Genomic DNA, 25,428 nt, shown 5'->3' on the forward strand with positions numbered 1-25,428 from the left:
AGTGGAAGGCGGTTCATGTCACTCAGTGTTGCTCGTCTGACTTTTTCTTCAGCTTCGGGTTCGGGAAGAACTGCACTGCCTGAACCTTGGCATCCGGTGCTTTCAAGGCGGGGGTGTTGACCCGGGTACCCAGCTCCTTGGGTACTGACAAGCCCTGTTCGTTCAGCGTGTCGGAGTAACCGCAGGCCACGCATTCGCGGTGCGGCACGCCATCCTCGCTCCACATCATCAATTTGTCCGGCTCGCTGCAAGCCGGGCAAACCGCACCGGCGATAAAGCGTCGTTTAGTAACCACTGGACCCTCACTCATGCTGCTGCGCCCTCACTCAGGCCGCTGTGACGCAAGAGTGCGTCAATCGATGGCTCACGACCACGGAAATCGATGAACAACACCATCGGCTCCTGGGATCCGCCACGCGCCAGAATGGCCTCGCGGAACGCGCGACCGGTGTCGGCGTTGAGCACGCCTTCTTCTTCAAATTTCGAGAAGGCGTCGGCCGAGAGCACTTCAGCCCATTTGTAGCTGTAGTACCCCGCTGCATAACCCCCGGCAAAGATGTGCGCAAAGCTGTTGGGAAAGCGGTTGTAGGCGGGTGGACGCATGACTGACACCTCGTCGCGCACGCCTTCGAGCACTTGCAGCACGCCACGACCGTCGCCGTGGGTGGCGTGCAGTTCGAAGTCGAACAGCGAGAACTCCAGTTGACGCACCATCATCAGGCCGGACTGGAAGTTTTTCGCCGCGAGCATTTTGCCCAACAGGTCCTGAGGCAGTGGCTCACCGGTTTCATAGTGGCCGGAAATCAGCGCCAGGCCTTCAGGTTCCCAGCACCAGTTTTCCATGAACTGACTTGGCAACTCGACTGCATCCCACGCCACGCCATTGATACCGGACACGCCAGCGTGCTCGACCCGGGTCAGCAGGTGATGCAGGCCATGACCGAATTCGTGGAACAGGGTGGTCACTTCATCGTGGGTCAGCAGGGCAGGTTTGCCGCTGTCGGCCGGGGTGAAGTTGCACACCAGATTGGCCACCGGGCTTTGCAGAACGCCGCCAGCGGTACGACGACGGTCGCGCGCACCATCCATCCAGGCGCCGCCGCGCTTGTTGGCTCGGGCATAGAGGTCGAAGAAGAAGCGGCCGACGTGCTGACCGTTTTCCTTGATCTCGAACAGGCGCACGTCCGGGTGCCAGGTGTCGAAGCCTTTGAGTTCGGCGATTTCGATGCCGTACAGGCGTTGCACGATAGCGAACAGCCCGCTCAGCACTTTATCGATCGGGAAGTAGGCACGCAGGGTTTCCTGGGCAACGCTGTAGCGCTGTTCGCGGAGTTTTTCGCCGTAGAAGCCGCTGTCCCAGCTTTGCAGGTCCGGGCAGCCTTGTTCCGCCGCGTAAGCCTTGAGTTGCTCCAGGTCCTGGACGGCAAACGGTTTGCTGCGCTTGGCCAGATCACGCAGGAAGCTCAGGACCTGACCGCTGGATTCGGCCATTTTGGTGGCCAGGCTCAACTCGGAGTAACTGGTGAAGCCCAGCAGTTTTGCCAGTTCCTGACGCAGATCGAGGATTTGTTCCATCACCGGGCCGTTATCGTTCTGACCGGCATTCGGGCCTTGGTCCGACGCACGGGTGCAGTACGCGGCGTAGACTTCTTCGCGCAATTTCCGGTCTTGGGCGTAGGTCATTACCGCGTAGTAGCTTGGGAACTCCAGGGTGATCAGCCAGCCGTCCAGGTCTTTGGCCTGGGCAGCGGCAGCCATTTGCGCCTTGGCCGAGTCGGTCAGGCCGGCGAGGGCAGCTTCATCGGTGATGTGCTTGGTCCAGGCCTGAGTGGCGTCGAGCAACTGGTTGGAGAAGCGGCTGCCCAGTTCGGACAGCTTGCTCTGCACTTCGGCATAACGCTTTTGCTCGGCTTCCGGTAGGTCGATACCCGACAGGCGGAAATCGCGCAGGGAGTGTTCCAGAATGGTTTTCTGCGCCACGTCGAAACCGGCGGCTTCCGGGCTGTTGGCCAGGGCTTCGAAGGCCTGGAACAGTTCGCGGTTCTGGCCCAATTCGGTGGCGTAGGCGCTCAGGGCCGGCAGGCAGGACTCGTAGGCCTCGCGCAGTTCGGCGCTGTTGCACACGGCATTGAGGTGGCTGACCGGGCTCCAGGCAGCGCCGAGGCGGTCGTTGAGCTCGTCCATCGCCAGTACCAGCCCAGCCCAGGTCGGCTGTTTGCCCTGGGTTTTGAGGATCTCGATAATGGCGGCACGGTTGTCAGCCAGGATCTGTTCAATGGCCGGTTGCACGTGTTCGGCACGGATCGTGGAGAACGGCGGCAGGTCGTAGGGCTGCAAGAGAGGGTTGTTCACGCTCACGGTTGATACCTTGGCTGGAGAAACATGCAGCCATCTTAATTACAATCGACACTCACCGCAGCTATCAGCGACAGAGAGAGAACCTATCGTGTCCCTTCGCAAGTATCAGAACCACACGCCGCTGCTTGGCAAAGGCGCTTTTGTCGACCGTTCGGCGGTGGTGATTGGCGACGTCGAAATCGGTGAAGACAGCTCCGTCTGGCCATTGACGGTGATCCGTGGCGACATGCACCGCATCCGCATCGGTGCGCGCACCAGCGTGCAGGACGGCTGCGTACTGCACATCACCCATGCCGGGCCGTTCAACCCCGAGGGCTTCCCATTGCTGATCGGTGATGACGTGACTATCGCCCACAAGGTCATGCTGCACGGCTGCACCGTGGGCAGCCGGGTGTTGATCGGCATGGGCAGTATTGTCATGGACGGTGCGGTGGTCGCCGACGATGTGATCATCGGCGCCGGCAGCCTGGTGCCACCGGGCAAACGCCTGGAAAGCGGTTTCCTTTATGTGGGCAGCCCGGTGAAGCAAGTCCGGCCGCTGACTGACAAGGAGCAAGCCTTTTTCACCTACAGCGCGGCGAACTACGTGAAGCTCAAGGATCTGCATCTGGCCGAAGGCTACGACCAGCGCTGAGCCCCGGATAACGGACAGCCTCCCACGATTGCCCAGGAATTTTCATGCATTACCAGACCGTTTTGTTCGACCTCGATGGCACCTTGACCGACCCCCGTGAGGGCATCACCCGTTCAATTCAGTTTGCCCTGGGCAAACTGGGCATCGATGAGCCCGACCTGAGCAAACTCGAACACTTCATCGGCCCGCCGTTGTTACAAGCGTTCATGCAGTTCTACGACTTCGACGAGGCCAAGGCCTGGGAAGCGGTCAATTTTTACCGGGAGCGCTTCAAAGTGACCGGGCTCTACGAGAATCGGGTCTTCGACGGTGTCACCCCGCTACTGGAAACCCTCGGCGGACAAGGGCGACAGCTTTACATTGCGACGTCCAAACCCTGGGTGTTCGCCCGGGAAATCGCCCGGCATTTCGATTTCGCCAGGCACTTCAAGGTGATTTACGGCAGCGAACTGGATGGCACCCGTACCAACAAAGTCGAGTTGATCGCTCACTTGATCGCCGAAGAAGGCCTGGACCCGGCCAATACCCTGATGATCGGCGACCGCAAGCACGATTTGATCGGTGCGCGGAGCAATGGGATGGATGCGGCGGCTGTCGGTTATGGCTTTGGCAGTCGGGAAGAACTGAGCGCCGAGGCGCCGACCTATCATTTTGAAACCCTGGATGACATGCATCAGGCGTTTTTGCGGCGTTAGGCAAACGGCCTTCGCGGGCCTGCCTGCGAAGAGGCCTGTTCAGCCATCGGTACTCTTGGGTTCCGCCATTGCCTTGAGCACCGCCTTGCGCTGCTCAACCGGCAAAGCCCCAAGCTTCTCGACCTGCGCATAAAACCTCACCCAATCGCCTCCCTGTTGCTTGAACAGCGCCGCAAACGCCGGCACCCACTGGTCGTACAGGCCAAACGGCAGCAACCGTGCGTTGTTCAACGGTGCGTTGATCCAGGCGTCATAACGTTTGTCTCCAGCCCATTGGTCATCGCGCAACTGACGGTATTCGGCGCGTAACTGCTCGAACGCTGCGACTTTACGCTGGCGCATTTGCTCGGGCGGCAGCGGCAGGGCGTAGAGCGCTTCCAGTTGTGTCCGGGTGTTCAGAACCAATTGAATGAACTGGTCCCGATGTCGTGCCTGTTTATTATCGTCCGGTGGAAGGCTACGGAATGCGCGCCATTGGCGGGTGCCTTCCTGTTCGACGAAGGTGGCGAATGACTCGTTGAACTCTGTGTCGTCTTTCACATACACACGTTGATGCGCCAGTTCGTGAAAGATCAGCGTGGCCAGGCGCTCATCGCCCCAGCCCATCATCGAATTCATGATCGGATCGTTGAACCAGCCCAGGGTCGAGTAGGCCTCGACACCGCCGATCGACACGTCCATGCCTTGCAGACGTTGCAGCGCCGCCTCGCCCCGGGCAGCACTCTGGCTGTAGTAACCGCGGTAGGCCACGCAACCGGCAATGGGGAAGCAATGGTTCTGAGGCTTCAGGGAAAATTCCGGCGTGACGAATACATTCCAGACCACATAGGGCCGACCGATGTCGGCATACAAACGGTAGCTCTGGTTATCCGGCAGATGCAGCTGCTGGCTGGCAAATGTGCGGGCTTTCTGTGATTGGATCAGGTGCGCGCGCAGTTTTTGATCGCGATCGGGATCGGCAATCACACTGGAAACCGGCTCCCGTGCCCGCAGCAACTGCAGTTGACCGCTGGCCAGCTGGCTGTAGTAGCTGACGCTGGCACAACCGTTGAGCAACAAAAACAACATGCCCGGAAACAAAACGCGCAAAACGCGATCAAGTAACCCAAGGCTTGGACGCGGCCTGATCAAAATAAAAAATCCCTGGAAAGTCTGCTCGCAAGACTATCCCGCTTGACTGGAGCTCCGCTATGCGCAAGTTGATGCTGACGGGAGGCCTGCTGATGCTGGCCGGATGTGCTGGATTCGGAATACCACGCCAGGATCCGTCACAGGCGTGGATCGATCTGGATTCGCAGCAGGAAGATACGGCGTTGCAAGCGTTGGCAGTGGATAAACAGGCGGCCAACGATAAACGCTATTTCGAGGTGCAACCCGGCAGTCATGAGCTGAAGGTTCGCTACCAGTTCCCGGTTCAACCCAGCAATATCGGCCCCAACGCGGAGACACTGTGGCGTGATTGCCAGATAAACGTGAAATTCGATGACTTCAATGCGGGTGAGCGTTATCAGCTGCAAGCGGGGAATATTGGTTTCAGGCCGTGGGCCAGGCTTTACGATCAACAGCGAAAAGTGATCGGCAAGGGCACACCGGCGGGCTGCCAGCGCACCTGATCGGCGCTATGCTGAATACCTGATATTCGGGACATTCATCATGCGCAGGTTGATGCTGTTACTCGCTGCAAGTGTGGTCGCCGGTTGTTCGAGTCCTATGCCGGCGGTCAACCCGCAGATGGCGTGGGTCGATTTCTCTACGCCCTTCCCCAATGACAAATTGCTGATGGCCGAACGGCTGGACAACGTGCGATCACGCGACGGGCGTTTTTTCCAGGTGACGCCCGGTAGCCACGAGCTGACTGTGCGCTTTGATTTCGAGGTGCCCGGCGGGAGCTCTGACTTGTTCGACGGAGGTACGGAACGGCTGTGCTACATGATCATCAAGTACGATCATTTCGAGGCCGGTCAACGTTATCTGCTGGAAGCCCGGTCCATGGCGTTTACTCCCGAGGCACGGTTGTTCAACGCCCAACGTGAAATTGTCGCCGAAGCCAGGCAGATCAACTGCATACCGTGAGGCCGATCAGCGATCGTTCTTCTGGTAGATGATTTTCTTGGTGCCGTATTCGCACGAGCCAACGACCATATTCTGATCGTGCACTTCTTCGTTTTTGACGATCTCCAGTGTGTAGGACGTAACCCCTCGGGCCTGGATCTTGGCTTCGATTTCGGCCTTGAGTTCTTCACAGGGTTTCGGTGCCGCCATGACCGAAGTGGCCAGTGCGCAACAGATAACCGCCAAGGTAAAACGTTTCATGGTTGAAGCTCCCTTGAGGCAGCGCGGATGATCATGCGATTCGGCTGCTGTCATTTATTCGACCACAGTTTTATTTGGCAAATCTCTGGCCACGCAAAAAAAGATCGCCGCTTCGGCAGGTTCTTTGAGCTGCCGAAGCGGCGATGTTTGATGCGCTAGCTGACCAGAGTCGCATCCAGACTGATCTTGGCATTCAACAGTTTGGACACCGGGCAACCTTCTTTGGCCTTGTTGCTCAACTCCTCGAACTGAGCCTGGCTAGCTCCGGGGATTTTCGCCTTGAGGATCAGTTTCACCGCCGTGATCGCAAAGCCGCCGTCCACTTGGTCCAGGGTCACTTCGGCGCTGGTATCGATGCTGTCGGCTTTGAGACCGGCGTCACCGAGAATCATGGAAAACGCCATGGAGAAACAACCGGCGTGGGCCGCGCCAATCAGTTCCTCGGGGTTGGTGCCCTTGCCGCCTTCGAAACGTGCCTTGAAGCCGTAGGGCGCTTCCCTGAGAACGCCGGTTTCCGTGGATATCGAACCGATGCCGGTTTTCAGGTCACCTTCCCAATGTGCCGATGCTTTTTTGATGATAGCCATGCTTGTCTCCTCAAGAGCCGGCGCGGAGCGTCGCGCCTACGTGATTTGCCTCGCTAGGGTTCTGAGGATAGACCGTGGTGCAAAGTTCACCTGATCTGATCACGCCGCCTATTCGGCAGTAATTTTCGCTGTGCTATTGAAACTCGGGTATATGCCCTCATTGCATGAAACACGCTGTTGGATTCGGCAGGTTTTCGTTCGCAAGAAAAAACCTGCGCCCTCAATTGGAGAAGCAGGTTTATGAAACGACTGTCCGATATCAAGTTTTCGACCCTCGATCTGGTGCCTGTACGTGAGAACGGCAGTGCAGCCCAGTCGTTGCGCAACTCGCTGGACTTGGCGCAGCACGTCGAAAAGTTCGGCTATAACCGCTTCTGGGTCGCTGAACACCACAACATGGACGGCATCGCCAGTTCTGCCACCTCGGTATTGCTCGGTTATCTGGCCGGCGGTACTTCGACCATTCGCGTCGGTTCAGGCGGAGTGATGTTGCCCAACCATGCACCGCTGGTGATCGCCGAGCAGTTCGGCACCCTTGAAAGCCTGTATCCCGGCCGGATCGACCTGGGCCTGGGGCGTGCTCCCGGTTCCGATCAGATGACTGCTCGCGCGTTGCGCCGTGAACGCTCCGGCAGCGCCGATGACTTCCCCGAAGACGTCGCCGAGCTGATGCGTTACCTCGGGCCGCGCACTCCGGATCAGCGAGTCATCGCAATGCCGGGCACCGGCACCCAGGTGCCGGTCTGGCTGCTGGGTTCAAGCCTCTTCAGTGCGCAACTGGCCGGTGAGCGTGGTTTGCCCTATGCGTTCGCCTCACATTTCGCACCGCGTTACATGCATGAGGCGATTCGCGTCTATCGCAACCATTTCAAACCTTCAGCGGTGCTGGACAAACCCTACGTGATGCTCGGTGTGCCACTGGTGGCGGCCGATACGGATGAGCAGGCCGATTATCTGGCTACTTCGGTGTTCCAGCGCATTCTTGCCCTGATGCGTGGCCAGAGCCTGGTACAGCGCCCACCGGTGAAAACCATGGACGGTCTGTGGCTGCCCCATGAGAAAGAAGCCGTCAGTGATTTCCTGGGCCTGGCGATGATCGGCAGCCCGCAGAAGATCCGCGCCAGGCTGGAGGTGCTGATCGAGCAGACTCAAGCCGATGAGCTGATTTTTACCTGCGACCTGTATGAACATTCCGATCGGATCCATTCATATGAACTGCTGGCGCAGGTTATGAAGGGCTGAGGTTCAAGCCGCGGCTACAAAAAAGCCGACGCCATGGCGTCGGCTTTTTAATGGGTAATCGCCTATTTCTTGTAGACAATGACCTTGGCGCCGCCTTCACATTTACCGACGATTTTCCCGCCGGCAGCAGCGCCTTTATCGACGATCTCCAGCGAGTATCCGGAAATGCCCTTGGCATCGAGTTTTGCGGCGATTTCGGCTTTGAGCTCTTCACACGATTTGCTGGCTGCCAATGCGCTGCCTGCAAGGCTCAATAAACCTACCGCCAAAATAAACTTCTTCATTGGTCGCATTCCCTGGTCGGATCAAAGGAGCGTCCAGCCAGCCGCCGGACGCAGTGATGTAGCGTTTTGCTACTTCATGTGGCACTCGGCCAGCGCACGAGTTCAGAAGCCAGGATAAAAACTCAGCTACTGGCGATCCGGAACCCGACTTTGAGTGTCACCTGGAAATGCGCAGCCTTGCCGTCCTTGATGTGCCCACGGGTTTCCGTCACTTCAAACCATTCCATGTACTTGAGACTTTTACTGGCCTCGGTCAATGCGTTGTTGATCGCATCTTCGATACTGCTGGTGGACGAGCCTACCAGTTCGACTTTTTTATAGGTGTGATGGTCAGTCATGGCGTTCTCCTTAGGGTGTGAAATACAGCCTAGCAGTGATTTTCTGTCTTACTTTTGTCGCTCGGTTTGACAGAGAGGTTCACATTTACTGCACTTTCTCGAGCCTCTGGAGTCCCAACCAACACACGCCACTCATCAACAATGCAGGAGAGCCACCATGGCCAACAGCTCGTTACGTAAAGCCTCATTGCAAAGCATGGAAGCGGAAATCGAGAGTCTGCTCAAATCCCTGGAAAACCTGAAGGACGATGCCTCGGACGAGTCGCGTAAAACCCTCAAGGTGCTCAAAGGCAACGCCGAGAACGCATTGAGGCATTCGCGCCATCTACTGGCCGATGCCTATGAAGAGGTCAAGGTCAAAACCCGGGAAACGGGGATCGCTACCCGGGACTACGCCCAGGAACACCCTTGGACTACAGCTGGTGTCGCCGTGGGGGCGCTGGGTCTGTTGGCGGCCTATCTGTTGTGCAAACGCGGTGACTAATTTGTCTGGCGCAGCTCGTTTTTGAGCCATTGCGCCAGTTGCCGGGCGCGCCCGTCCGCAGCGCGCTTGGGCAGCCACAATGCCAGTTGTGCCGGGGTTTCGCTGAAACCCCAGGGTGCGACCAAGCGACCAGCCTTCAAGTCCTCGGCGACCAATGGCTGCGGGGCAATCGCCACGCCCAATCCGGCCACGGCTGCTTCCAGCAAGTAATACAAATGCTCGAATCCCTGCCCGTATTTCAACGCCTTCACGTCGAGGCCGCTTTGCTCTGCCCAGCTGGGCCAGGCTTGTGGGCGCGAGGTGGTGTGTAGCACGGATTCCTGCAGCAACGCTGTGGCCGGTGCATCTTTCAGCCGTTCATAGCCGACGAATCGCGGGCTCAAGACCGGCCCTATCCGCTCGCTGGCCAGTTCGAACACCTGCATGTCCGCCGGCCATGGCGGTTCGGCAAATACCAGTAAGGCATCCAGGCCCGGGCGACGGGGATCAAGATCGCCTTCCCCGGCAGACAAATGCAGGCGCAGGTCCGGCAGATCGGCATTCAACCGCCCCAGCCGCGGAATGAACCAGCGCGCCAGCAGGCTTCCCGAGCAGCCAAGGACGAACGGTGCGTCGGCCGTGCTCTGCGTGAGTTCGGCGCACACCGTACGCAGGCGCTCAAAGGCCTCAGTACTGGCGTCGCGTAAACGTATACCGGCATCTGTGAGTTTCAGGCCACGTCCGTCCTTGATGAACAGGCTCACGCCAAGGTGTTCTTCGAGCACCTTCAGTTGTCGGCTGACCGCGCCATGTGTGACGTGCAGCTGTTCGGCCGCCTGACTCACGCTGTTCAAGCGAGCAGTGGCTTCAAAGGCGCGCAGGGCGTTGAGCGGTGGGAGGTCGTGGCTCATGATCTGTGAGTTTTCCTGACAGGTTGTGGCGATCTTATCGGTTTTCAGTCCGGGGCGTCAGGGGTAGAGTGAATCCACTCTCTCTTTACACGTCACTTCACGCATTCAACTGGAGCGCCAAATGACTCAGACAAATCTGCGCAACGGCCCTGACGCCAACGGCCTGTTCGGTACGTTTGGCGGCCGTTACGTCGCCGAAACCCTGATGCCGTTGATCCTCGATCTGGCCCGCGAGTACGAAGCTGCCAAAGAAGATCCTGCGTTCAAAGAAGAATTGGCCTACTTCCAGCGTGACTATGTCGGACGTCCAAGTCCGCTCTATTACGCTGAGCGTCTGACAGAGTTCTGCGGCGGCGCGAAGATCTATCTCAAACGTGAAGAGCTGAACCACACTGGCGCTCACAAGATCAACAACTGCATCGGCCAGATCCTGTTGGCTCGACGCATGGGTAAAAAACGCATCATCGCCGAAACCGGCGCCGGCATGCACGGCGTGGCGACCGCCACCGTGGCCGCGCGTTTTGGTCTGGATTGCGTGATCTACATGGGCACCACTGACATCGAACGTCAGCAAGCCAACGTGTTCCGCATGAAGCTGTTGGGCGCCGAAGTCATCCCGGTGGTATCCGGCACCGGTACATTGAAAGACGCCATGAACGAAGCCCTGCGTGACTGGGTGACCAACGTCGACAATACCTTCTACCTGATCGGCACCGTGGCCGGTCCGCATCCTTATCCCGCGATGGTTCGCGACTTCCAGTCCGTGATCGGCAAGGAAACCCGTGAGCAGATGCAGGCCCATGAAGGCCGTCTGCCGGACAGTCTGGTGGCGTGCATCGGCGGTGGTTCCAACGCCATGGGCCTGTTCCATCCGTTCCTCGACGACAAGAGCATCGAGATCATCGGTGTCGAAGCGGCCGGTTATGGCATCGAAACCGGCAAGCACGCGGCCAGCCTGAACGGCGGCGTACCGGGTGTGCTGCACGGCAACCGCACCTTCCTGCTGCAGGACGACGATGGCCAGATCATCGACGCTCACTCGATCTCCGCTGGCCTGGACTACCCGGGTATTGGCCCGGAACACGCTTGGTTGCATGACATCGGTCGCGTTCAGTACACCTCGGTGACCGACGACGAAGCCCTCGCGGCGTTCCACCAATGCTGCCGCCTGGAAGGGATTATTCCTGCCCTGGAAAGCGCCCATGCCCTGGCTGAAGTGTTCAAGCGCGCGCCGAGCCTGCCGAAAGATCACCTGATGGTGGTCAACCTGTCGGGCCGTGGCGACAAAGACATGCAAACCGTTATGCACCACATGGAACAATCGAAGCAGGAGAAACACTGATGAGCCGCCTGCAAACGCGCTTTGCCGAACTCAAGGAACAGAACCGCGCCGCCCTGGTGACCTTCGTGACCGCAGGCGACCCGAGCTACGACACCTCCCTGGCGATCCTCAAGGGCCTGCCGGCGGCTGGCGCCGATGTGATCGAATTGGGCATGCCCTTCACCGATCCGATGGCCGACGGCCCGGCGATCCAGCTGGCCAACATCCGTGCGTTGGCTGCCAAGCAAAACCTGGCGAAAACCCTGGAAATGGTTCGTGAGTTCCGCAAGGACAATAACGAAACGCCGCTGGTGTTGATGGGCTACTTCAACCCTATCCACAAGTACGGCGTGCCGCGTTTCATTGCGGAAGCGAAAGAGGCCGGCGTCGATGGTCTGATCGTGGTCGACATTCCGCCCGAGCATAACGGCGAATTGTGCGACCCGGCGCAGGCCGCGGGCATTGACTTCATCCGTCTGACCACGCCGACCACTGACGATGTGCGTCTGCCAACCGTGCTCAATGGCAGCTCCGGCTTTGTGTATTACGTGTCGGTGGCCGGTGTGACCGGTGCCGGCGCGGCAACTCTGGAGCACGTCGAAGCAGCGGTCGCGCGTCTGCGTCGTCATACCGATCTGCCGATCAGCATCGGTTTCGGCATCCGCACCCCGGAACAGGCAGCGAATATCGCGCGTCTGGCTGACGGTGTGGTGGTGGGGTCGGCGTTGATCGATCACATCGCCAATGCCACGACGCCGGAGCAGGCGGTGGATGGCGTGCTGAGCCTTTGTTCGGCGCTGGCCGAAGGTGTGCGTAAAGCGCGCGTCAGCTGAGGGTAAAGTTCCTGATACAGAGGAATTAGCGCCCTCCGGCACAGACTAATGAGCAAGACCCAGGGCTTCAGAACCTCGTTCTGAAGCCCTTTTTGTTGCGTGTGTCGTGAGGAAAAACCTGATGAAAATGTCGAAGCGTCTGATTGCCAGCCTGGGCGTTCTGATGCTCAGTGCCACTCCGTTGTTGCCGGCCATGGCAGATCAACACGACGATCGCGGTCATTACGATAACCGTGGTGACTATCATGGCGATGATCATCGCGACCATGACAACCCTCGTGGCGGTCCACCACCACGGGACTTCGGACCGGTGCGCCAGACAATTCACGACAATCACGGTTACTTCGTACGGGGTGCACCGCCGCCACCGGGTGTCATTGTGGTGCGTGGGCGGCCGCTGCCCCGAGGTTATTACGGCGAGCGCCTGGATAATCGGGCGTTGAACCACTTGCCGTATTACCCCGGTTACGAATGGCGCCGGGCGGGTGCGGATGTTGTGCTGATCGCTGTAGGAACGGGGATTGTCTATGAGGTATTGCAGGGGGTTCTGTACTGACAGGTTTGTAGGCTGATGGGCGAACGTCCTGACCCTTGTTAGAGCGAGCTTGCTCGCGATGGCGGCAGGCCAGCCAGTCTCTATGCTGGATGTGCCGGCCTCACCGCGAGCAACCTCGCTCCTACAGGTTCTGGTCTTAAGGTAACTCCAGGCCGCCCGCTGCCTTGTGCAACTTGCGCAGGTGCTCTCCGATTTGTTTCACGTTGGCTTCATTGGCCGCCATTTCGGCTGCACGGCTCGGTTCAAGCAGCGCTCTGACTTCCTTATCCAGATCGCCGGACAGTGCCAGCAGTTGTTTCTGTCGCTGGCTGCTTTCCGATTCCAGATGTTGCGATTCACTGGGCTGTGGCAAGCCATATCCGCCGGTGCCGAGCAATTCTGCCGGTCGGCTTAGAAAGCCGCTGTTATCGAGAATCTGCCTCAGTGTCTCGTTCGCCTTGTCCATTCCACCGTTTTTCAATTCTCTGGCGCCCAGATAACGCTGTTTGACCTCGTCCTGGGCCAACAGCAACTGGCGGCGAAAGCTGGCTTGTTCCAGCAGGAGCAACGCTGCGCTCGTACGCAAATCAGCCTGTTCGAACCATTTGCGGCGCTCTTCGGCTTTCAAGTCCAGCCAGTCCTCTACGGTTTCCTGCTTGACCGGCAAGTGCTGTTTCAACACTTCGAACATGGCTTGATAACGATCGCGGAAGGAGTCGAAGCGATAGCCCAGGCGCAGGGCTTCACGAGGGTCGTCGAGCACGCTGGTATCCGCCAGTCCGCGACCTTTGAGCACTTCCAGCAGACCGTTTGGCATGATGTTGTCCAGAGCGACCAACTTGGGATTGTTGGTGCCGCCACGCAGTAACTTCAACTCCTCCACCGCGCAGTTGTTTGACAGGAAGAAGTAGTTGCCGTCGTAGCTCCAGTGCATTTCGGCGGCGCGTTCCACGACATCTTCAATCTCGCGGCGCGACAGGTTCAGGGGTACCGAGGCCAGGCTGCGCAATTCAGTCTTGGTGTATTCGTCGATCACTTGGGCCAACGGCAGAACAAACAGGCGCGACGGGTATTTACCGACCAAGCCATCCCAACTCGACAGCTGAACATCGCCGACGAAGGCGCGGTAGGACAGTACCAGATGCTGGTCCAGGTCCAGTCGACAATCCGGCCCGCGCGGTCGGCCTGGTGCACAGATCACCAGCCGCAACATGCTATGACCCCAGCGGCTGACCCAGTTCTGGTTGGCCTCCGCCAGCAGATAGTCGACAGCGTAAACCCGCTCCGGATCGACCTGCCCCAGGGGTGTTTTGGCGAAATCGTTACCGGCATTCAGGAAGGCGAAGGTTTTGCCGCAAGCACCCTTGGCATTGGGTGCCCAGCCGAAGTGCTCCTTGTAGTAGCGGTACAGCGCTGGGCGGCGACAGGCATAGCTCGGGTCAAGGAGGAAATACTCCATGTTGACCGCGACGAACTCCTTGGGGCTGCTGGTCTCGTAAATATCCGGACTGCGAGCGATCTGACGGTTGTGCTGTTCGCGTTCGCCACGACGGCCGACGTATTGCTGCCATCCGGCGAGGTCGAGCAGGCGTGGGTCATCGCTGAGGGTAAAGCGGCGATCGGACTGACCGCGGCATTCGTCCGGGATACCGATCAGCCCCGAGCTGTTTTGGCGCCGGGTGCAGCGCTGAATCAGTTGGCGCTCCGACTTCGACCACAGGCGTGAACGGTCATAGATGTGAGTCAGTTCGTGCAGCACCGTCGCCAGCATCTCGCGGCGTACGGTGCCATGGGGGCGATAGGTCTTTTTGCTTGCGGCGCTGCCGTCGGTGAGGCTGGCCAGCAGGTTGCGATTCAGGTCGAGTTCCGACACCAGCGACGCCTGGCCGTAGGCGTTGCTGGGCATGTCGTCGGTCCAGCCGACGTCGATGCGCCGGTCGAGTTGCTCGATGAAGCGCGGCGGCAGAGCCTGCATGGCTTCATCGAGCAAGGCTTGGCTGGCTTGCTGTTGGGCGGGACTCAGACCGTCGCTCTTGAGATGTAATTCAAGGCCGGCATGGGCTGTGTTGCCGAACAGCAACAACGCCCCGGCCCACAGCCAGGCAGCTGGAAACCTCACAGCGCGAGAATGGCTTCGGCGAGAACCTGATCACTGGCGTCACGGGCCTCCGGTACGCGGGTGCGCAACATTCCCAGGGCTGCTTCCAGGTGTGCACCACGAATGTCGCCGTTGCTGGCAACGAAACTGGCGGCATCGTCCTGGGCATCGCGGACGATTTTCGAATCCCGGATGGAGGTGGTGGTATCGGATGTGAAATCAAGTGTGCGCTGGGTGGCACGAATCAGCATGTTACTGGTGGCAACCAGGGTATGGGCCTGGGCCACGTCGGCGAGCAGCAGCAGGCCAAGGGTGGCGGCAATCAGCGGGTTACGCATGGAACGACTCCGGAGAAACTTGGGATAGCTATTGGACGAGAATTGCTTGTGCCAGTTCAAGGTCGCTGGCATGAAGTTTTGGCTGGGTCCGGCGCAGGTAATTCAGGGCCGATTCCAGCTGTGCGCCTCTCAGTTGGCCGTCACTGGCGATGAATGCTGCAGCGTCATCCCGGGCGGCGAGCAGCAGTTTATGGTCGAAGGGCGCCGAGGTCACCATGCTTGTGGCGTAACCGCTGGCGACAGTGCCTTGTGTAGAGAGGTTGAAGGCATCGAAAGCGTGGGCCGAACCCGAGTGGATGGCCGCGAAAAACACCGTAGAGATCAACAGATTTGAATGAAAGCGCATGAGACTCGACAGTTGAAGGTGAGTCCCAAGGCTAGCGCAAGCACCGGTCTAGAGCCAGCATCGCAACATGGGGACACGACTGGCGTGTCCCGCTCCAGGCCAGCCGCTTAGATGGTCAGAATCGCTTGCGCCAGTTGCGCGTCGGTTGCATTCAGTTGTGGCGCCTGATGACGAATGTAGTCGAGTGCACTTTCCAGTTTTACGCCGCGGATCGCGCCTTCAGTGGCAACAAAGCTCGCCGCGTCGTCACGGGCAGCGAGGACGATCTTGTTATCCTTGAACGACGACGAGACGACATCGGTGGTCGCATCGGATGTGGCCTTGAGCGCGTTGACGACCGCATCGGTGGTCACGATGAAGCTGCTGGCGTGGGAATTGGCAGCCACGGCAAGCAGGGCTGCAGCGCTGAGCAGACGAAGACGGCACATGGTGTAACTCCTTTGGGTAAATCGATTGAAAGAGGGCGCGGTGCCTGAATAGTCAGACGCCAGGCATTCGGCGTTCGCCACGTTCTGGTTTGATATTAGGCCTGCGCGTGGCAATTAGCACAGTGCTGTCTGTTCGAGTGAAGCATTAGCGCCAGAACGGTTTGTCCAGTTCGCTGACACGATCGGCATGGGTGATGCCCATGTCCGAGAGTTGCCGATCATCGAGTTGGCCGAGTATTCGCCGGGTTCTTGCCCTTTCAAGGCTGTTGCAGAGCCCTCTCAAGAGTCTGCGAAACCAGTGTGAACGTGGGTTTGATTGAAGCGTGGAAGCAGGCGCATCTACCAAGTGATTCATGGCGCAGTCCCTTGTGCTGAATAGAGGCCCTATCGTGATACCGAGGCTATTTCCATGACAGACACAATGCGCCTAAATTGTACTGGTTCAGTTCTGGTTTTTACTTAACTGTACCTGTCTGGCGCTACCTCTACTGTGTGGCCATATTTAGTGACCCTAAACGACAAAACCCGTCGTGGTTTCCCACGACGGGTTTTGTTTTTTCAATTCGGGTTGCTGGCGGTGGACCCTACAGGTCAGAGCCAGCGACGCTAACTTAGCGCCAGAACGGCTTGCTCAGCTCTTCGTAGCGCTGTGCTTCGCTGATCCCGGCATCGGCCAGCAGACGCGAATCCAGACGAGCCAGTTGATGGCGGCTGGAGATGCGGCGCTGCCACAGCATCAGGTTGGCGATAACGCGCAGAGGCATGGAAGCCTGGGTTTTTGCAGCAGTGTTTTCGAGAAACATATCGGAACTGATTGTACGTTCCATGGTGGTCATCCTTCCGCTTGTGGCGGCATTAGGTAGTGGTTTAACTGGTGCCCATGATCCTCTCGTTTGCCTAGTCTCTGTAGATACAGTTCACCTGTATTGTGAGGGCTCAGTTAACTGTTTAAGGGGGGTGTACTGGTCGAAATTGAGGCAACTGTACTTGTCTGCACCATTATGGCGCGATTTTGCGGATTTTGAGCGGGGGTGTAGGCCGATTCGGTAGGAAATGACCGGTACAGCAGTACAGTTTTTGAAGGGATAGTGCTTGAAGGTAGCCCGCTGACGAAACTGTGTTTGCGTCAGCGGCTATCTGTACCCGTTACGCCAGGAGCATTTTCCCGGTTTCTTCCAGGTTGATGTGCCAGCTCAGGGCATCACGCAGGATGTGTGGCGTATGGCCGCCAAGGGCGCAAGCGGCCGAGAAGTAGTTATTGAGCGCTTCGCGATAGTCCGGATGCACACAGTTATCGATGATCACGCGAGCTCGCTCCCGAGGCGCCAGGCCGCGCAAGTCCGCCAGGCCGACTTCGGTGACGAGAATGTCGACGTCATGCTCGGTGTGGTCAACGTGGCTGACCATCGGCACCACGCTGGAAATGGCTCCGCCCTTGGCAATCGACTTGGTCACGAAGATGGCAAGATGCGCGTTGCGCGCGAAATCGCCCGAGCCGCCAATGCCGTTCATCATCCGCGTGCCGCAGACGTGGGTGGAGTTGACGTTGCCGTAGATGTCGAATTCGAGCGCGGTGTTGATACCGATGATGCCGAGTCGACGCACCACTTCCGGGTGGTTGGAGATCTCCTGGGGGCGCAGCACCAGTTTGTCCTTGTAGCGTTCCAGATTGCCGAACACATCGGCGTTGCGACGGCTCGACAAGGTGATCGAGCTGCCCGAAGCAAAGCTCAGTTTGCCGGCATCGATCAGGTCGAACGTCGAATCCTGCAGCACTTCGGAGTACATCGTCAGGTCTTCGAAGGGCGAGTCGATCAGGCCACACATCACCGAGTTGGCGATGGTGCCGATGCCGGCCTGCAGCGGGCCGAGCTTGTTGGTCATGCGCCCGGCGTCGACTTCCTGCTTGAAGAAGCTGATCAGGTGGTCGGCGATGGCCTGGGTTTCAGCGTCCGGCGCCAGCACGGTGGATGGCGAGTCGGGTTGGTTGGTGATCACGATCGCGACGATTTTTTCCGGCGGGATCGGGATGGCGGTGCTGCCAATGCGATCGTCGACCTTGACCAGCGGAATCGGCGTGCGGGTCGGACGATAAGTCGGGATATAAATGTCGTGCAGGCCTTCGAGATTCGAGTTGTGCGCCATGTTGATCTCGACGATCACGTGTTTGGCGAAAATCGCGAAGCTGGCCGAGTTGCCCACCGAGGTGGTCGGCACGATATGCCCTTGTTCAGTGATCGCCACCGCCTCGATCACGGCGATGTCCGGCAGCTTCAGTTGCTGGTTGCGCAGCTGTTCGACGGTTTCCGAGAGGTGTTGGTCAATGAACATCACTTCGCCGGCGTTGATCGCCTTGCGCAGGGTGCTGTCCACCTGAAACGGCATGCGCCGCGCCAGTACGCCGGCTTCGGTGAGCTGTTTGTCGAGGTCGTTGCCCAGGCTGGCGCCGGTCATCAGGCTGATCTTCAGCGGCGTGACCTTGGCCCGTTCGGCCAATGCGTGGGGTACGGCTTTGGCTTCGCCGGCGCGGGTGAAGCCACTCATGCCGACGGTCATGCCGTCCTGAATCAGAGCGGCGGCGTCGGCGGCGCTCATCACTTTATCCAACAACGAAGGCAGGCGAATACGGTCACGGTACATGGATTGTTATCTCGGGAAACGGGTAGCAGGATGTGCAGTCTAGTGAATTTTGAAGGTTCACGTCCCGCTACCAAGGTCGCAAAAGGGCCGTCCATTCCTGATGTTTTAAACAAAACACTGTTACTGAATCGGTAACAAAGCGGCGGTTTGTCCGACGGTCTTCACCAATAAAAACGCCCCGACAAGTCGGGGCGTTTGCGGTGCCAGCGAGAATTACTCGACAGCCTTCACCATGTCCTCGATGACCTTCTTGGCGTCGCCGAACACCATCATGGTCTTGTCCAGGTAGAACAGTTCGTTGTCCAGGCCGGCATAGCCGCTGGCCATCGAGCGTTTGTTGACGATGATGGTCTTGGCCTTGAACGCTTCGAGGATCGGCATGCCGGCAATCGGCGATTTCGGATCGTTCTTCGCGGCCGGGTTGACCACGTCGTTGGCGCCCAACACCAGGACCACGTCGGCCTGACCGAACTCGGAGTTGATGTCTTCCATCTCGAACACCTGGTCGTAAGGCACCTCGGCCTCGGCCAGCAATACGTTCATATGGCCAGGCATCCGCCCTGCCACCGGGTGGATCGCGTACTTCACGGTCACGCCACGGTGGGTCAGCTTCTCGGTCAGTTCCTTCAGCGCATGCTGGGCGCGGGCCACCGCCAGGCCGTAGCCCGGAACGATGATCACGGTGTCGGCGTTGGTCAGCAGGAAGGTCGCGTCGTCAGCCGAGCCGGATTTCACCGGACGGGCTTCCTGGGCGCCTGCCGGGCCTGCGTCGGCTGTGTTGCCGAAACCGCCGAGCAACACATTAAAGAAGGAGCGGTTCATCGCCTTGCACATGATGTACGAGAGGATCGCACCGGACGAGCCCACCAGGGAGCCGGCAATGATCAGCATCGAGTTGTTCAGCGAGAAGCCGATACCCGCCGCCGCCCAGCCGGAGTAGCTGTTGAGCATCGACACCACCACCGGCATGTCGGCGCCACCGATCGGGATGATGATCAGCACGCCCATGACGAACGCCAGGGCCAGCATCAAGGCGAAGGCGCTGAGGTTGCCGGTCAGCATGAAGGTCACGCCCAGCGCCAGTGTGGCCAGGCCCAACAGCAGGTTCAGTTTGTGCTGGCCGGCGAACTGTACCGGTGCGCCCTGGAACAGGCGGAACTTGTACTTGCCGGACAGTTTGCCGAACGCGATCACCGAACCGGAGAACGTGATGGCACCGATGGCCGCGCCGAGGAACAGTTCCAGACGGTTACCCGCCGGAATCGAATCACCCAGGTGCTTGACGATGCCCAGGGACTGCGGCTCGACGACGGCGGCAATGGCGATGAACACCGCGGCCAGACCGATCATGCTGTGCATGAACGCGACCAGTTCCGGCATCTTGGTCATTTCAACGCGCTTGGCCATGATCGAACCGGCCGTGCCGCCGATCAGCAGGCCGACAATCACGTAACCAATGCCGGCTGTCGCCCCGCCTTGTCCAAAAGAGAGCGCGCCCAGCTTATAGATGAGGCCGACGGTGGTGAGGATCGCCAGCGCCATGCCGAGCATGCCGAACAGGTTGCCGCGACGCGACGTGGTGGGGTGCGACAGGCCTTTGAGGGCCTGGATGAAGCAGATCGACGCGATCAGGTAGAGCGTCGTTACGAGGTTCATGCTCATTACTTCGGCGCCTCTTCTTTTACGGCTTTCGGGGCTTTTTTCTTGAACATCTCAAGCATGCGGCGGGTGACCAGGAAGCCACCGAACACGTTGACCGCCGCCAGCGCGACCGCGAGGGTGCCCATGGTCTTGCCCAGTGGCGTCACGGTCAAAGCCGCTGCCAGCATGGCGCCGACGATCACGATCGCCGAAATGGCGTTGGTCACGGCCATCAAAGGCGTGTGCAGCGCAGGTGTAACGTTCCAGACCACGTGATAACCGACATAAATCGCCAGCACGAAGATGATCAGGTTGTAGATACCGGGGGAGATAAGCTCTTCCATCGTCTGAATCCCTGCTTAGGCGTTTTTGCGGATGACTTGGCCGTCGCGGCACATCAGGCACGCGGCGACGATGTCGTCTTCGAGGTTGATCTCGAACTGGCCTTCCTTGGTGAAGACCAGTTTCAGGAAGTCCAGCAAGTTGCGGGCATACAGCGCTGAAGCATCTGCCGCGACCGCACCGGCGAGGTTGGTCGGACCGACAATGGTCACGCCATTTTCGACGACCACCTGATCGGCCACGGTCAGCGGGCAGTTGCCGCCCTGCGCGGCGGCAAGGTCGATGACCACCGAGCCCGGTTTCATCTGTGCCACGGTTTCGGCGCTCAACAGCGTCGGCGCCTTGCGGCCCGGAATCAGCGCGGTGGTGATGACAATGTCAGCTTGCTTGGCGCGCTCGTGCACGGCCACCGCCTGGCGCTGCATCCAGCTGCCCGGCATGGGCCGCGCGTAACCGCCGACACCGACGGCGCATTCACGCTCTTCGTCGGTCTCGTAGGGCACGTCGACGAACTTGGCGCCGAGGGATTCGATCTGCTCTTTTACCGCGGGGCGCACGTCAGACGCTTCGATCACGGCACCCAGACGTTTAGCCGTGGCGATCGCCTGCAGCCCGGCCACGCCGGCGCCGAGAATCAGCACGCGCGCCGCTTTCACGGTACCTGCAGCCGTCATCAGCATCGGCATGAAGCGCGGATAGTAATGAGCGGCCAGCAGCACGGCTTTATAGCCGGCAATGTTGGCTTGCGAGGACAGCACATCCAGGCTTTGGGCGCGGGAGGTACGCGGTGCGGCCTCCAGCGCGAACGCGGTCATGCCGCACTCGGCCATTTTGGCGATGGTTTCATTGCTGAACGGGTTGAGCATGCCCACCACAACGGTGCCGCGCTTGATCAGCGCCAGCTCGCTGTCGCTGGGCGCGACCACCTTAAGAATCAGCTCCGCACCAAACGCATCGTTGGCGCTGCCAATGATCGCGCCTGCCGCTTCATAAGCACTGTCGACAACACTGGCGTTAATGCCGGCGCCGCTTTGTACAGTGACCTTATGACCCTGGCCGATCAGCTTCTTGATGGTTTCCGGGGTTGCAGCAACCCGTGTTTCACCCGTCTGGGTTTCGAGAGGAACACCAATGTGCACGTCAAATCTCCTGCGTGATCTTATTGAGTAAACCCATGCACTACGGATGGTGCGACTGGGGCGGCTGATCAGCACGATCCCGCCAAATCAGGGCGGGGCGCGGCATTTTGCAGGCGAACTTTGTGCCCTTCAAGGGATTATGACGGGTGACGGAAAATTAACTACAAGTCACCCCGTGACCGAATGTCGCAACTAATCGGCTCAATCCCTTATAACCCGTGCCTTGCAAGGAGTTTGGCGGATTTTCAGCAATTTATGCATCGGCCATATGAATGATGCGGCATTGCTTTCAGATAGAAGCTCAAAGCCACGTCTTCAGGCGCTTGTAGGACGTCTGTACTACCTTTGTCTACAGTCTGCGAAAATGCGACAAATACTTATATCTGTAGGGTTTTAATTTTGCTGACTACGGGGTCAGCAAATGCCTATGAGCCTTCATTTCTCTAGGCTGTAGCTGTGTGCTTGATTCACCAACCAATCTCGAAAAGCCCGTAATGACGCAGATTCGACCTTTCGTTCAGGAATCATCAGGTAATAAGCCTTGATGCTCGAGAGGGCTTGAGGGTTGGCGATCACCAGGCGTTTCTCGGTCAGTTCGCGCTGAATCAGGAATGGCGGAATCAGGGCAATTCCCATGTCGTGCATGGCTGCCTGAGCCAGCATGGAGAATAGCTCGTAGCGTGGCCCTGTCATGTCGCGAGGGACATTCAGGTGCTGGGAGTCGAACCACTGCCGCCAGGCATAGGGGCGAGTGGTCTGCTGCAGGAGGGGCAGTTCCGCGATTTCATCGGCTGTCAGAACGGTCTTGTTTCCCAGTAGGGCGGGGCTACATACCGGGAGCGGATGCTCGCCCATCAGGCGGTGGGATTCTGTACCCGACCAGTCCGCGTCACCAAAGTAAATCGCGGCATCAAAGTCGGTGTCGGCAAACAGGAAGGGGCGTGTGCGGTTAGTCAGGTTGACCGTCACTTCCGGGTGCTTTTTCTGGAAGTCCTTCAATCGAGGTAGCAGCCATTGGGTGCCGAAGGTCGGCACCACGGCCAACTCGATCACGTTGGCACCCTGCTGTCCCATCACGGACAAGGTGTCGCGCTCCACCGCGTCCAGTTGAGTGGCGACTCGGCGGCTGTAAGAAAGTCCGGCTTCGGTCAGTTTGACTCCGCGTCGCGAGCGTCGGAACAGCTCTACGCCGAGGAAGTCTTCGAGGCTGGCAATCTGGCGGCAAATGGCGCCCTGTGTCAGCGAAAGCTCCTGTGCTGCCTTGGTAAAGCTCTCGTTGCGCGCTGCCGCTTCGAAACTGATCAGGGCGGTTGTACTGGGTATTTTTCTACGCATGTACGCCAACCTCACTAATTCATTGCATTAAATGGGTTTCGCGACGTTTCGGAGTGAGAAATTAGCACAACAGTATGCAAAATCCTCGTTTGTCGGGAGGTCGAACCCGGCCTAGCATCAGTCCACGTTATTAGACCTGTTTCGAGAGGACATACTCATGGCCGGTAAAGCTAGCTTCAACTGGATCGATCCCTTGCTGCTGGATCAACAGCTCACTGAAGAAGAGCGCATGATCCGCGACACCGCTGCGCAGTTCGCTCAGCAGAGCCTCGCGCCGCGCGTTCTCGAAGCTTTCCGTCATGAAAAGACCGATCCGGCGATCTTCCGCGAGATGGGTGAAGTGGGCCTGCTGGGCGCGACCATCCCTGAACAGTACGGTGGCAGCGGCCTCAACTATGTCAGCTATGGCCTGATTGCCCGTGAAGTCGAGCGTGTCGACTCCGGCTATCGTTCGATGATGAGTGTGCAGTCCTCTCTGGTGATGGTGCCAATCAATGAATTTGGTACTGAAGCGCAGAAGCAGAAGTACTTGCCGAAACTGGCCTCGGGTGAATGGATCGGCTGCTTTGGTCTGACCGAACCCAACCATGGTTCCGACCCAGGCGCGATGATTACTCGTGCGCGCAAAGTGGAAGGTGGCTACAGCCTGACCGGTAACAAAATGTGGATTACCAACAGCCCAATCGCTGACGTGTTTGTCGTTTGGGGCAAAGACGATGCGGGTGATATCCGCGGTTTCGTTCTGGAGAAAGGCTGGAAAGGCCTGAGCGCTCCGGCCATTCACGGCAAGGTCGGCCTGCGTGCGTCGATCACCGGTGAAATCGTCATGGACAACGTATTTGTTCCGGAAGAGAACATCTTCCCCGATATCCGTGGCCTTAAGGGTCCTTTTACTTGCCTCAACTCGGCTCGTTACGGGATTGCCTGGGGTGCACTGGGTGCTGCCGAGTTCTGCTGGCACACCGCTCGCCAATACACACTGGATCGTCAGCAGTTCGGTCGCCCATTGGCCGCCACTCAACTGATTCAGAAGAAGCTGGCTGACATGCAGACCGAAATCACCATGGCGCTGCAAGGCTGCCTGCGTCTGGGTCGCATGAAAGACGAAGGCACTGCGGCGGTCGAAATCACTTCGATGATGAAGCGCAACTCCTGCGGCAAGTCTTTGGACATCGCTCGCATGGCTCGCGATATGCTCGGCGGCAACGGCATCTCCGATGAGTTTGGCGTCGCTCGCCATCTGGTCAATCTGGAAGTGGTGAATACCTATGAAGGTACGCATGACGTCCACGCGCTGATCCTTGGTCGTGCTCAAACCGGCATCCAGGCGTTCTATTAATAGGAGAACGGCCATGGGCGCGCTTTCGCATCTACGGGTTCTGGATTTATCGCGGGTGCTGGCCGGGCCGTGGGCCGGACAGATTCTTGCGGACCTTGGCGCTGAGGTGATCAAGGTCGAGCGTCCGGGCAATGGCGATGACACGCGTGCCTGGGGCCCGCCGTTCCTTAAAGACGCTGATGGCGAGAACACCAGCGAGGCCGCCTATTATTTGTCGGCCAATCGCAACAAGCAGTCGGTCACCATCGACTTCACGCGTCCGGAGGGGCAGAAGTTGGTGCGTGAGCTGGCGGCTAAATCGGACATCCTGATCGAGAACTTCAAGGTCGGTGGACTGGCCGCCTATGGGCTGGACTACGCGTCGCTGAAGGCGATCAATCCAGACCTGATTTATTGCTCGATCACCGGGTTTGGCCAGACCGGTCCTTATGCCAAGCGTGCGGGTTATGACTTCATGATCCAGGGGCTTGGCGGGCTCATGAGTCTGACGGGGCGACCTGAAGGTGAAGAAGGTGCGGGGCCGGTCAAGGTCGGCGTCGCGTTGACGGATATTTTGACCGGGCTTTATTCGACGGTGGCGATCCTGGCGGCGCTTGCGCATCGGGGTCAGGGCGGTGGCGGTCAGCATATTGATATGGCGTTACTGGATGTTCAGGTGGCCTGCCTGGCCAACCAGGCGATGAACTACCTGACTACCGGCAATGCACCCAAACGCCTGGGCAATGCTCATCCGAACATCGTGCCTTATCAGGATTTTCCTACGGCGGATGGCGACTTCATTCTTACAGTAGGGAACGACGGACAGTTCCGAAAATTTGCCGAGGTGGCGGGTCAACCACAATGGGCAGACGATCCGCGGTTCGTTACCAATAAGCTGCGGGTGGCTAACCGTGCAGTGCTCATCCCGCTGATTCGTCAGGCGACGGTGTTCAAGACCACCGCTGAATGGGTGGCACAGCTGGAGCAGGCGGGAGTGCCGTGCGGGCCTATCAACGATCTTGCGCAGATGTTTGCGGATCCTCAGGTCAAGGCGCGAGGGTTGTCGATTGAGTTGCCGCATGCGTTGGCCGGGATGGTGCCGCAAGTGGCAAGCCCTATCCGGTTGTCCGAGACGCCCGTGGAGTACCGTTATGCGCCTCCGCTGCTGGGAGAGCATACGTCGGAGGTTCTGCAGCGGGTGTTGGGGCTGGGCGCGGATGTGGTGGCGTCGTTTAAAAAGTCCGGAGTGCTCTAGGGGCTTATTCTATATAGAGGGATGGTTTGCTCCT

General features: G+C 58.8%; 30 protein-coding genes. 11 read left to right on the plus strand and 19 right to left on the minus strand.

The features are described from left to right. Positions 1-22: 22 nt before the first annotated feature. Together GQ39_RS25590 and prlC are read right to left on the minus strand one after the other, a co-directional pair. The gene (locus GQ39_RS25590) at positions 23-310 is read right to left on the minus strand and encodes a YheV family putative zinc ribbon protein (protein WP_047535880.1); all 288 of its coding nucleotides are present in this window, start codon (positions 308-310) and stop codon (positions 23-25) included. After that, complete coding sequence (gene prlC / locus GQ39_RS25595; RefSeq protein WP_047535883.1) at positions 307-2,358, minus strand: oligopeptidase A; 2,052 nt, start codon at positions 2,356-2,358, stop codon at positions 307-309. Before prlC ends, GQ39_RS25590 begins: the two co-directional genes overlap by 4 nt. 88 nt (positions 2,359-2,446) lie before the next feature. On the opposite strand from prlC, the gene GQ39_RS25600 reads away from it, so the two are divergent. Next, entirely contained in the window at positions 2,447-2,992 is a 546-nt protein-coding gene (locus GQ39_RS25600) for a gamma carbonic anhydrase family protein (RefSeq protein WP_047535886.1), read from the plus strand. Positions 2,993-3,036: 44 nt separating this feature from the next. Beyond that, the gene (locus tag GQ39_RS25605) at positions 3,037-3,687 is read left to right on the plus strand and encodes an HAD family hydrolase (protein WP_047535889.1); all 651 of its coding nucleotides are present in this window, start codon (positions 3,037-3,039) and stop codon (positions 3,685-3,687) included. A gap of 39 nt (positions 3,688-3,726) precedes the next feature. On the opposite strand, the gene GQ39_RS25610 is transcribed toward GQ39_RS25605, so the two are convergent. After that, positions 3,727-4,818, minus strand: a complete 1,092-nt coding sequence (locus GQ39_RS25610) for an aminopeptidase (protein WP_047535892.1) — start codon at positions 4,816-4,818, stop codon at positions 3,727-3,729. 59 nt (positions 4,819-4,877) lie between these two features. Here GQ39_RS25610 and GQ39_RS25615 point away from each other — a divergent pair, with 59 nt between their 5' ends. Further along, the gene (locus GQ39_RS25615) at positions 4,878-5,300 is read left to right on the plus strand and encodes a PA0061/PA0062 family lipoprotein (protein ID WP_047535895.1); all 423 of its coding nucleotides are present in this window, start codon (positions 4,878-4,880) and stop codon (positions 5,298-5,300) included. A 40-nt stretch (positions 5,301-5,340) separates the two neighbouring features. Further along, a complete protein-coding gene (locus GQ39_RS25620; RefSeq protein ID WP_047535898.1) occupies positions 5,341-5,760 on the plus strand; it encodes a PA0061/PA0062 family lipoprotein in 420 nt (139 codons plus the stop codon). A 6-nt stretch (positions 5,761-5,766) separates the two neighbouring features. On the opposite strand, the gene GQ39_RS25625 is transcribed toward GQ39_RS25620, so the two are convergent. Together GQ39_RS25625 and GQ39_RS25630 are read right to left on the minus strand one after the other, a co-directional pair. Beyond that, a complete protein-coding gene (locus tag GQ39_RS25625) occupies positions 5,767-6,000 on the minus strand; it encodes a DUF1161 domain-containing protein (protein WP_047535900.1) in 234 nt (77 codons plus the stop codon). Between the two features lie 155 nt (positions 6,001-6,155). After that, the gene (locus tag GQ39_RS25630) at positions 6,156-6,587 is read right to left on the minus strand and encodes an OsmC family protein (RefSeq protein WP_047535904.1); all 432 of its coding nucleotides are present in this window, start codon (positions 6,585-6,587) and stop codon (positions 6,156-6,158) included. Between the two features lie 240 nt (positions 6,588-6,827). Between GQ39_RS25630 and GQ39_RS25635 the strand changes: the two genes are divergently transcribed. Continuing rightward, entirely contained in the window at positions 6,828-7,829 is a 1,002-nt protein-coding gene (locus GQ39_RS25635; RefSeq protein ID WP_047535907.1) for an LLM class flavin-dependent oxidoreductase, read from the plus strand. A 62-nt stretch (positions 7,830-7,891) separates the two neighbouring features. Here the strand turns inward: GQ39_RS25635 and GQ39_RS25640 are convergent, their stop codons facing one another. Both GQ39_RS25640 and GQ39_RS25645 read right to left on the minus strand, forming a co-directional pair. Beyond that, the gene (locus tag GQ39_RS25640; protein WP_047535910.1) at positions 7,892-8,113 is read right to left on the minus strand and encodes a DUF1161 domain-containing protein; all 222 of its coding nucleotides are present in this window, start codon (positions 8,111-8,113) and stop codon (positions 7,892-7,894) included. A gap of 122 nt (positions 8,114-8,235) precedes the next feature. After that, positions 8,236-8,451, minus strand: a complete 216-nt coding sequence (locus GQ39_RS25645) for a dodecin (protein ID WP_047535914.1) — start codon at positions 8,449-8,451, stop codon at positions 8,236-8,238. Positions 8,452-8,608: 157 nt separating this feature from the next. Between GQ39_RS25645 and GQ39_RS25650 the strand changes: the two genes are divergently transcribed. After that, complete coding sequence (locus tag GQ39_RS25650) at positions 8,609-8,935, plus strand: DUF883 family protein (protein WP_047535917.1); 327 nt, start codon at positions 8,609-8,611, stop codon at positions 8,933-8,935. On the opposite strand, the gene GQ39_RS25655 is transcribed toward GQ39_RS25650, so the two are convergent. Beyond that, positions 8,932-9,825 (minus strand): LysR family transcriptional regulator, encoded by an 894-nt coding sequence (locus GQ39_RS25655; RefSeq protein WP_047535919.1) that lies wholly within the window; start codon positions 9,823-9,825, stop codon positions 8,932-8,934. The genes GQ39_RS25650 and GQ39_RS25655 overlap by 4 nt on opposite strands. A 121-nt stretch (positions 9,826-9,946) precedes the next feature. On the opposite strand from GQ39_RS25655, the gene trpB reads away from it, so the two are divergent. The 3 genes from trpB to GQ39_RS25670 all read left to right on the plus strand — a co-directional run bounded on the left by trpB (position 9,947) and on the right by GQ39_RS25670 (position 12,535). Then, on the plus strand, positions 9,947-11,167 hold the full coding sequence (gene trpB, locus GQ39_RS25660; RefSeq protein WP_047535921.1) for a tryptophan synthase subunit beta: 1,221 nt from the start codon (positions 9,947-9,949) through the stop codon (positions 11,165-11,167). Then, entirely contained in the window at positions 11,167-11,979 is an 813-nt protein-coding gene (gene trpA / locus GQ39_RS25665; RefSeq protein ID WP_047535924.1) for a tryptophan synthase subunit alpha, read from the plus strand. The genes trpB and trpA overlap by 1 nt, the downstream gene beginning before the upstream one ends. Before the next feature lie 121 nt (positions 11,980-12,100). Next, positions 12,101-12,535 carry an anti-virulence regulator CigR family protein gene (locus tag GQ39_RS25670; protein ID WP_047535926.1) on the plus strand — a complete coding sequence of 145 codons (435 nt, stop codon included), beginning with the start codon at positions 12,101-12,103 and terminating at the stop codon, positions 12,533-12,535. Between the two features lie 136 nt (positions 12,536-12,671). Here the strand turns inward: GQ39_RS25670 and GQ39_RS25675 are convergent, their stop codons facing one another. From GQ39_RS25675 to GQ39_RS25720, 11 genes are all read right to left on the minus strand, one after another. After that, the gene (locus GQ39_RS25675; RefSeq protein WP_047535928.1) at positions 12,672-14,633 is read right to left on the minus strand and encodes a DUF7844 domain-containing protein; all 1,962 of its coding nucleotides are present in this window, start codon (positions 14,631-14,633) and stop codon (positions 12,672-12,674) included. Beyond that, positions 14,630-14,950, minus strand: a complete 321-nt coding sequence (locus GQ39_RS25680; RefSeq protein WP_047535930.1) for a DUF2388 domain-containing protein — start codon at positions 14,948-14,950, stop codon at positions 14,630-14,632. Before GQ39_RS25680 ends, GQ39_RS25675 begins: the two co-directional genes overlap by 4 nt. A 28-nt stretch (positions 14,951-14,978) precedes the next feature. Beyond that, complete coding sequence (locus GQ39_RS25685) at positions 14,979-15,296, minus strand: DUF2388 domain-containing protein (protein WP_047535932.1); 318 nt, start codon at positions 15,294-15,296, stop codon at positions 14,979-14,981. Positions 15,297-15,403: 107 nt separating this feature from the next. Then, positions 15,404-15,724: a DUF2388 domain-containing protein gene (locus GQ39_RS25690; protein ID WP_047535935.1), complete on the minus strand. Its 321-nt coding sequence runs from the start codon at positions 15,722-15,724 to the stop codon at positions 15,404-15,406. 145 nt (positions 15,725-15,869) lie between these two features. Then, positions 15,870-16,079, minus strand: coding sequence for a DUF1127 domain-containing protein (locus GQ39_RS31930; protein ID WP_081997976.1), 210 nt, complete (start codon positions 16,077-16,079; stop codon positions 15,870-15,872). A 256-nt stretch (positions 16,080-16,335) separates the two neighbouring features. Further along, positions 16,336-16,551, minus strand: a complete 216-nt coding sequence (locus GQ39_RS25695) for a DUF1127 domain-containing protein (protein WP_047535938.1) — start codon at positions 16,549-16,551, stop codon at positions 16,336-16,338. A gap of 319 nt (positions 16,552-16,870) precedes the next feature. Next, positions 16,871-18,364 carry an acetyl-CoA hydrolase/transferase family protein gene (locus tag GQ39_RS25700; RefSeq protein ID WP_047535941.1) on the minus strand — a complete coding sequence of 498 codons (1,494 nt, stop codon included), beginning with the start codon at positions 18,362-18,364 and terminating at the stop codon, positions 16,871-16,873. 213 nt (positions 18,365-18,577) lie between these two features. Further along, the gene (locus GQ39_RS25705) at positions 18,578-20,026 is read right to left on the minus strand and encodes an NAD(P)(+) transhydrogenase (Re/Si-specific) subunit beta (RefSeq protein WP_047535943.1); all 1,449 of its coding nucleotides are present in this window, start codon (positions 20,024-20,026) and stop codon (positions 18,578-18,580) included. Continuing rightward, a complete protein-coding gene (locus GQ39_RS25710) occupies positions 20,026-20,349 on the minus strand; it encodes an NAD(P) transhydrogenase subunit alpha (protein ID WP_003187010.1) in 324 nt (107 codons plus the stop codon). Before GQ39_RS25710 ends, GQ39_RS25705 begins: the two co-directional genes overlap by 1 nt. Positions 20,350-20,364: 15 nt before the next feature. Continuing rightward, on the minus strand, positions 20,365-21,486 hold the full coding sequence (locus GQ39_RS25715; RefSeq protein WP_047535946.1) for a Re/Si-specific NAD(P)(+) transhydrogenase subunit alpha: 1,122 nt from the start codon (positions 21,484-21,486) through the stop codon (positions 20,365-20,367). Between the two features lie 435 nt (positions 21,487-21,921). Next, on the minus strand, positions 21,922-22,821 hold the full coding sequence (locus tag GQ39_RS25720; protein WP_047535949.1) for a LysR family transcriptional regulator: 900 nt from the start codon (positions 22,819-22,821) through the stop codon (positions 21,922-21,924). A gap of 157 nt (positions 22,822-22,978) precedes the next feature. On the opposite strand from GQ39_RS25720, the gene GQ39_RS25725 reads away from it, so the two are divergent. Together GQ39_RS25725 and GQ39_RS25730 are read left to right on the plus strand one after the other, a co-directional pair. Beyond that, positions 22,979-24,160 carry an acyl-CoA dehydrogenase gene (locus GQ39_RS25725; protein ID WP_047535952.1) on the plus strand — a complete coding sequence of 394 codons (1,182 nt, stop codon included), beginning with the start codon at positions 22,979-22,981 and terminating at the stop codon, positions 24,158-24,160. A gap of 13 nt (positions 24,161-24,173) precedes the next feature. Beyond that, positions 24,174-25,394 carry a CaiB/BaiF CoA transferase family protein gene (locus tag GQ39_RS25730; protein WP_047535955.1) on the plus strand — a complete coding sequence of 407 codons (1,221 nt, stop codon included), beginning with the start codon at positions 24,174-24,176 and terminating at the stop codon, positions 25,392-25,394. Positions 25,395-25,428 lie beyond the last annotated feature (34 nt).

The organism is Pseudomonas sp. 11/12A (assembly GCF_000800055.1).
GTDB classification, from domain to species: domain Bacteria; phylum Pseudomonadota; class Gammaproteobacteria; order Pseudomonadales; family Pseudomonadaceae; genus Aquipseudomonas; species Aquipseudomonas mohnii.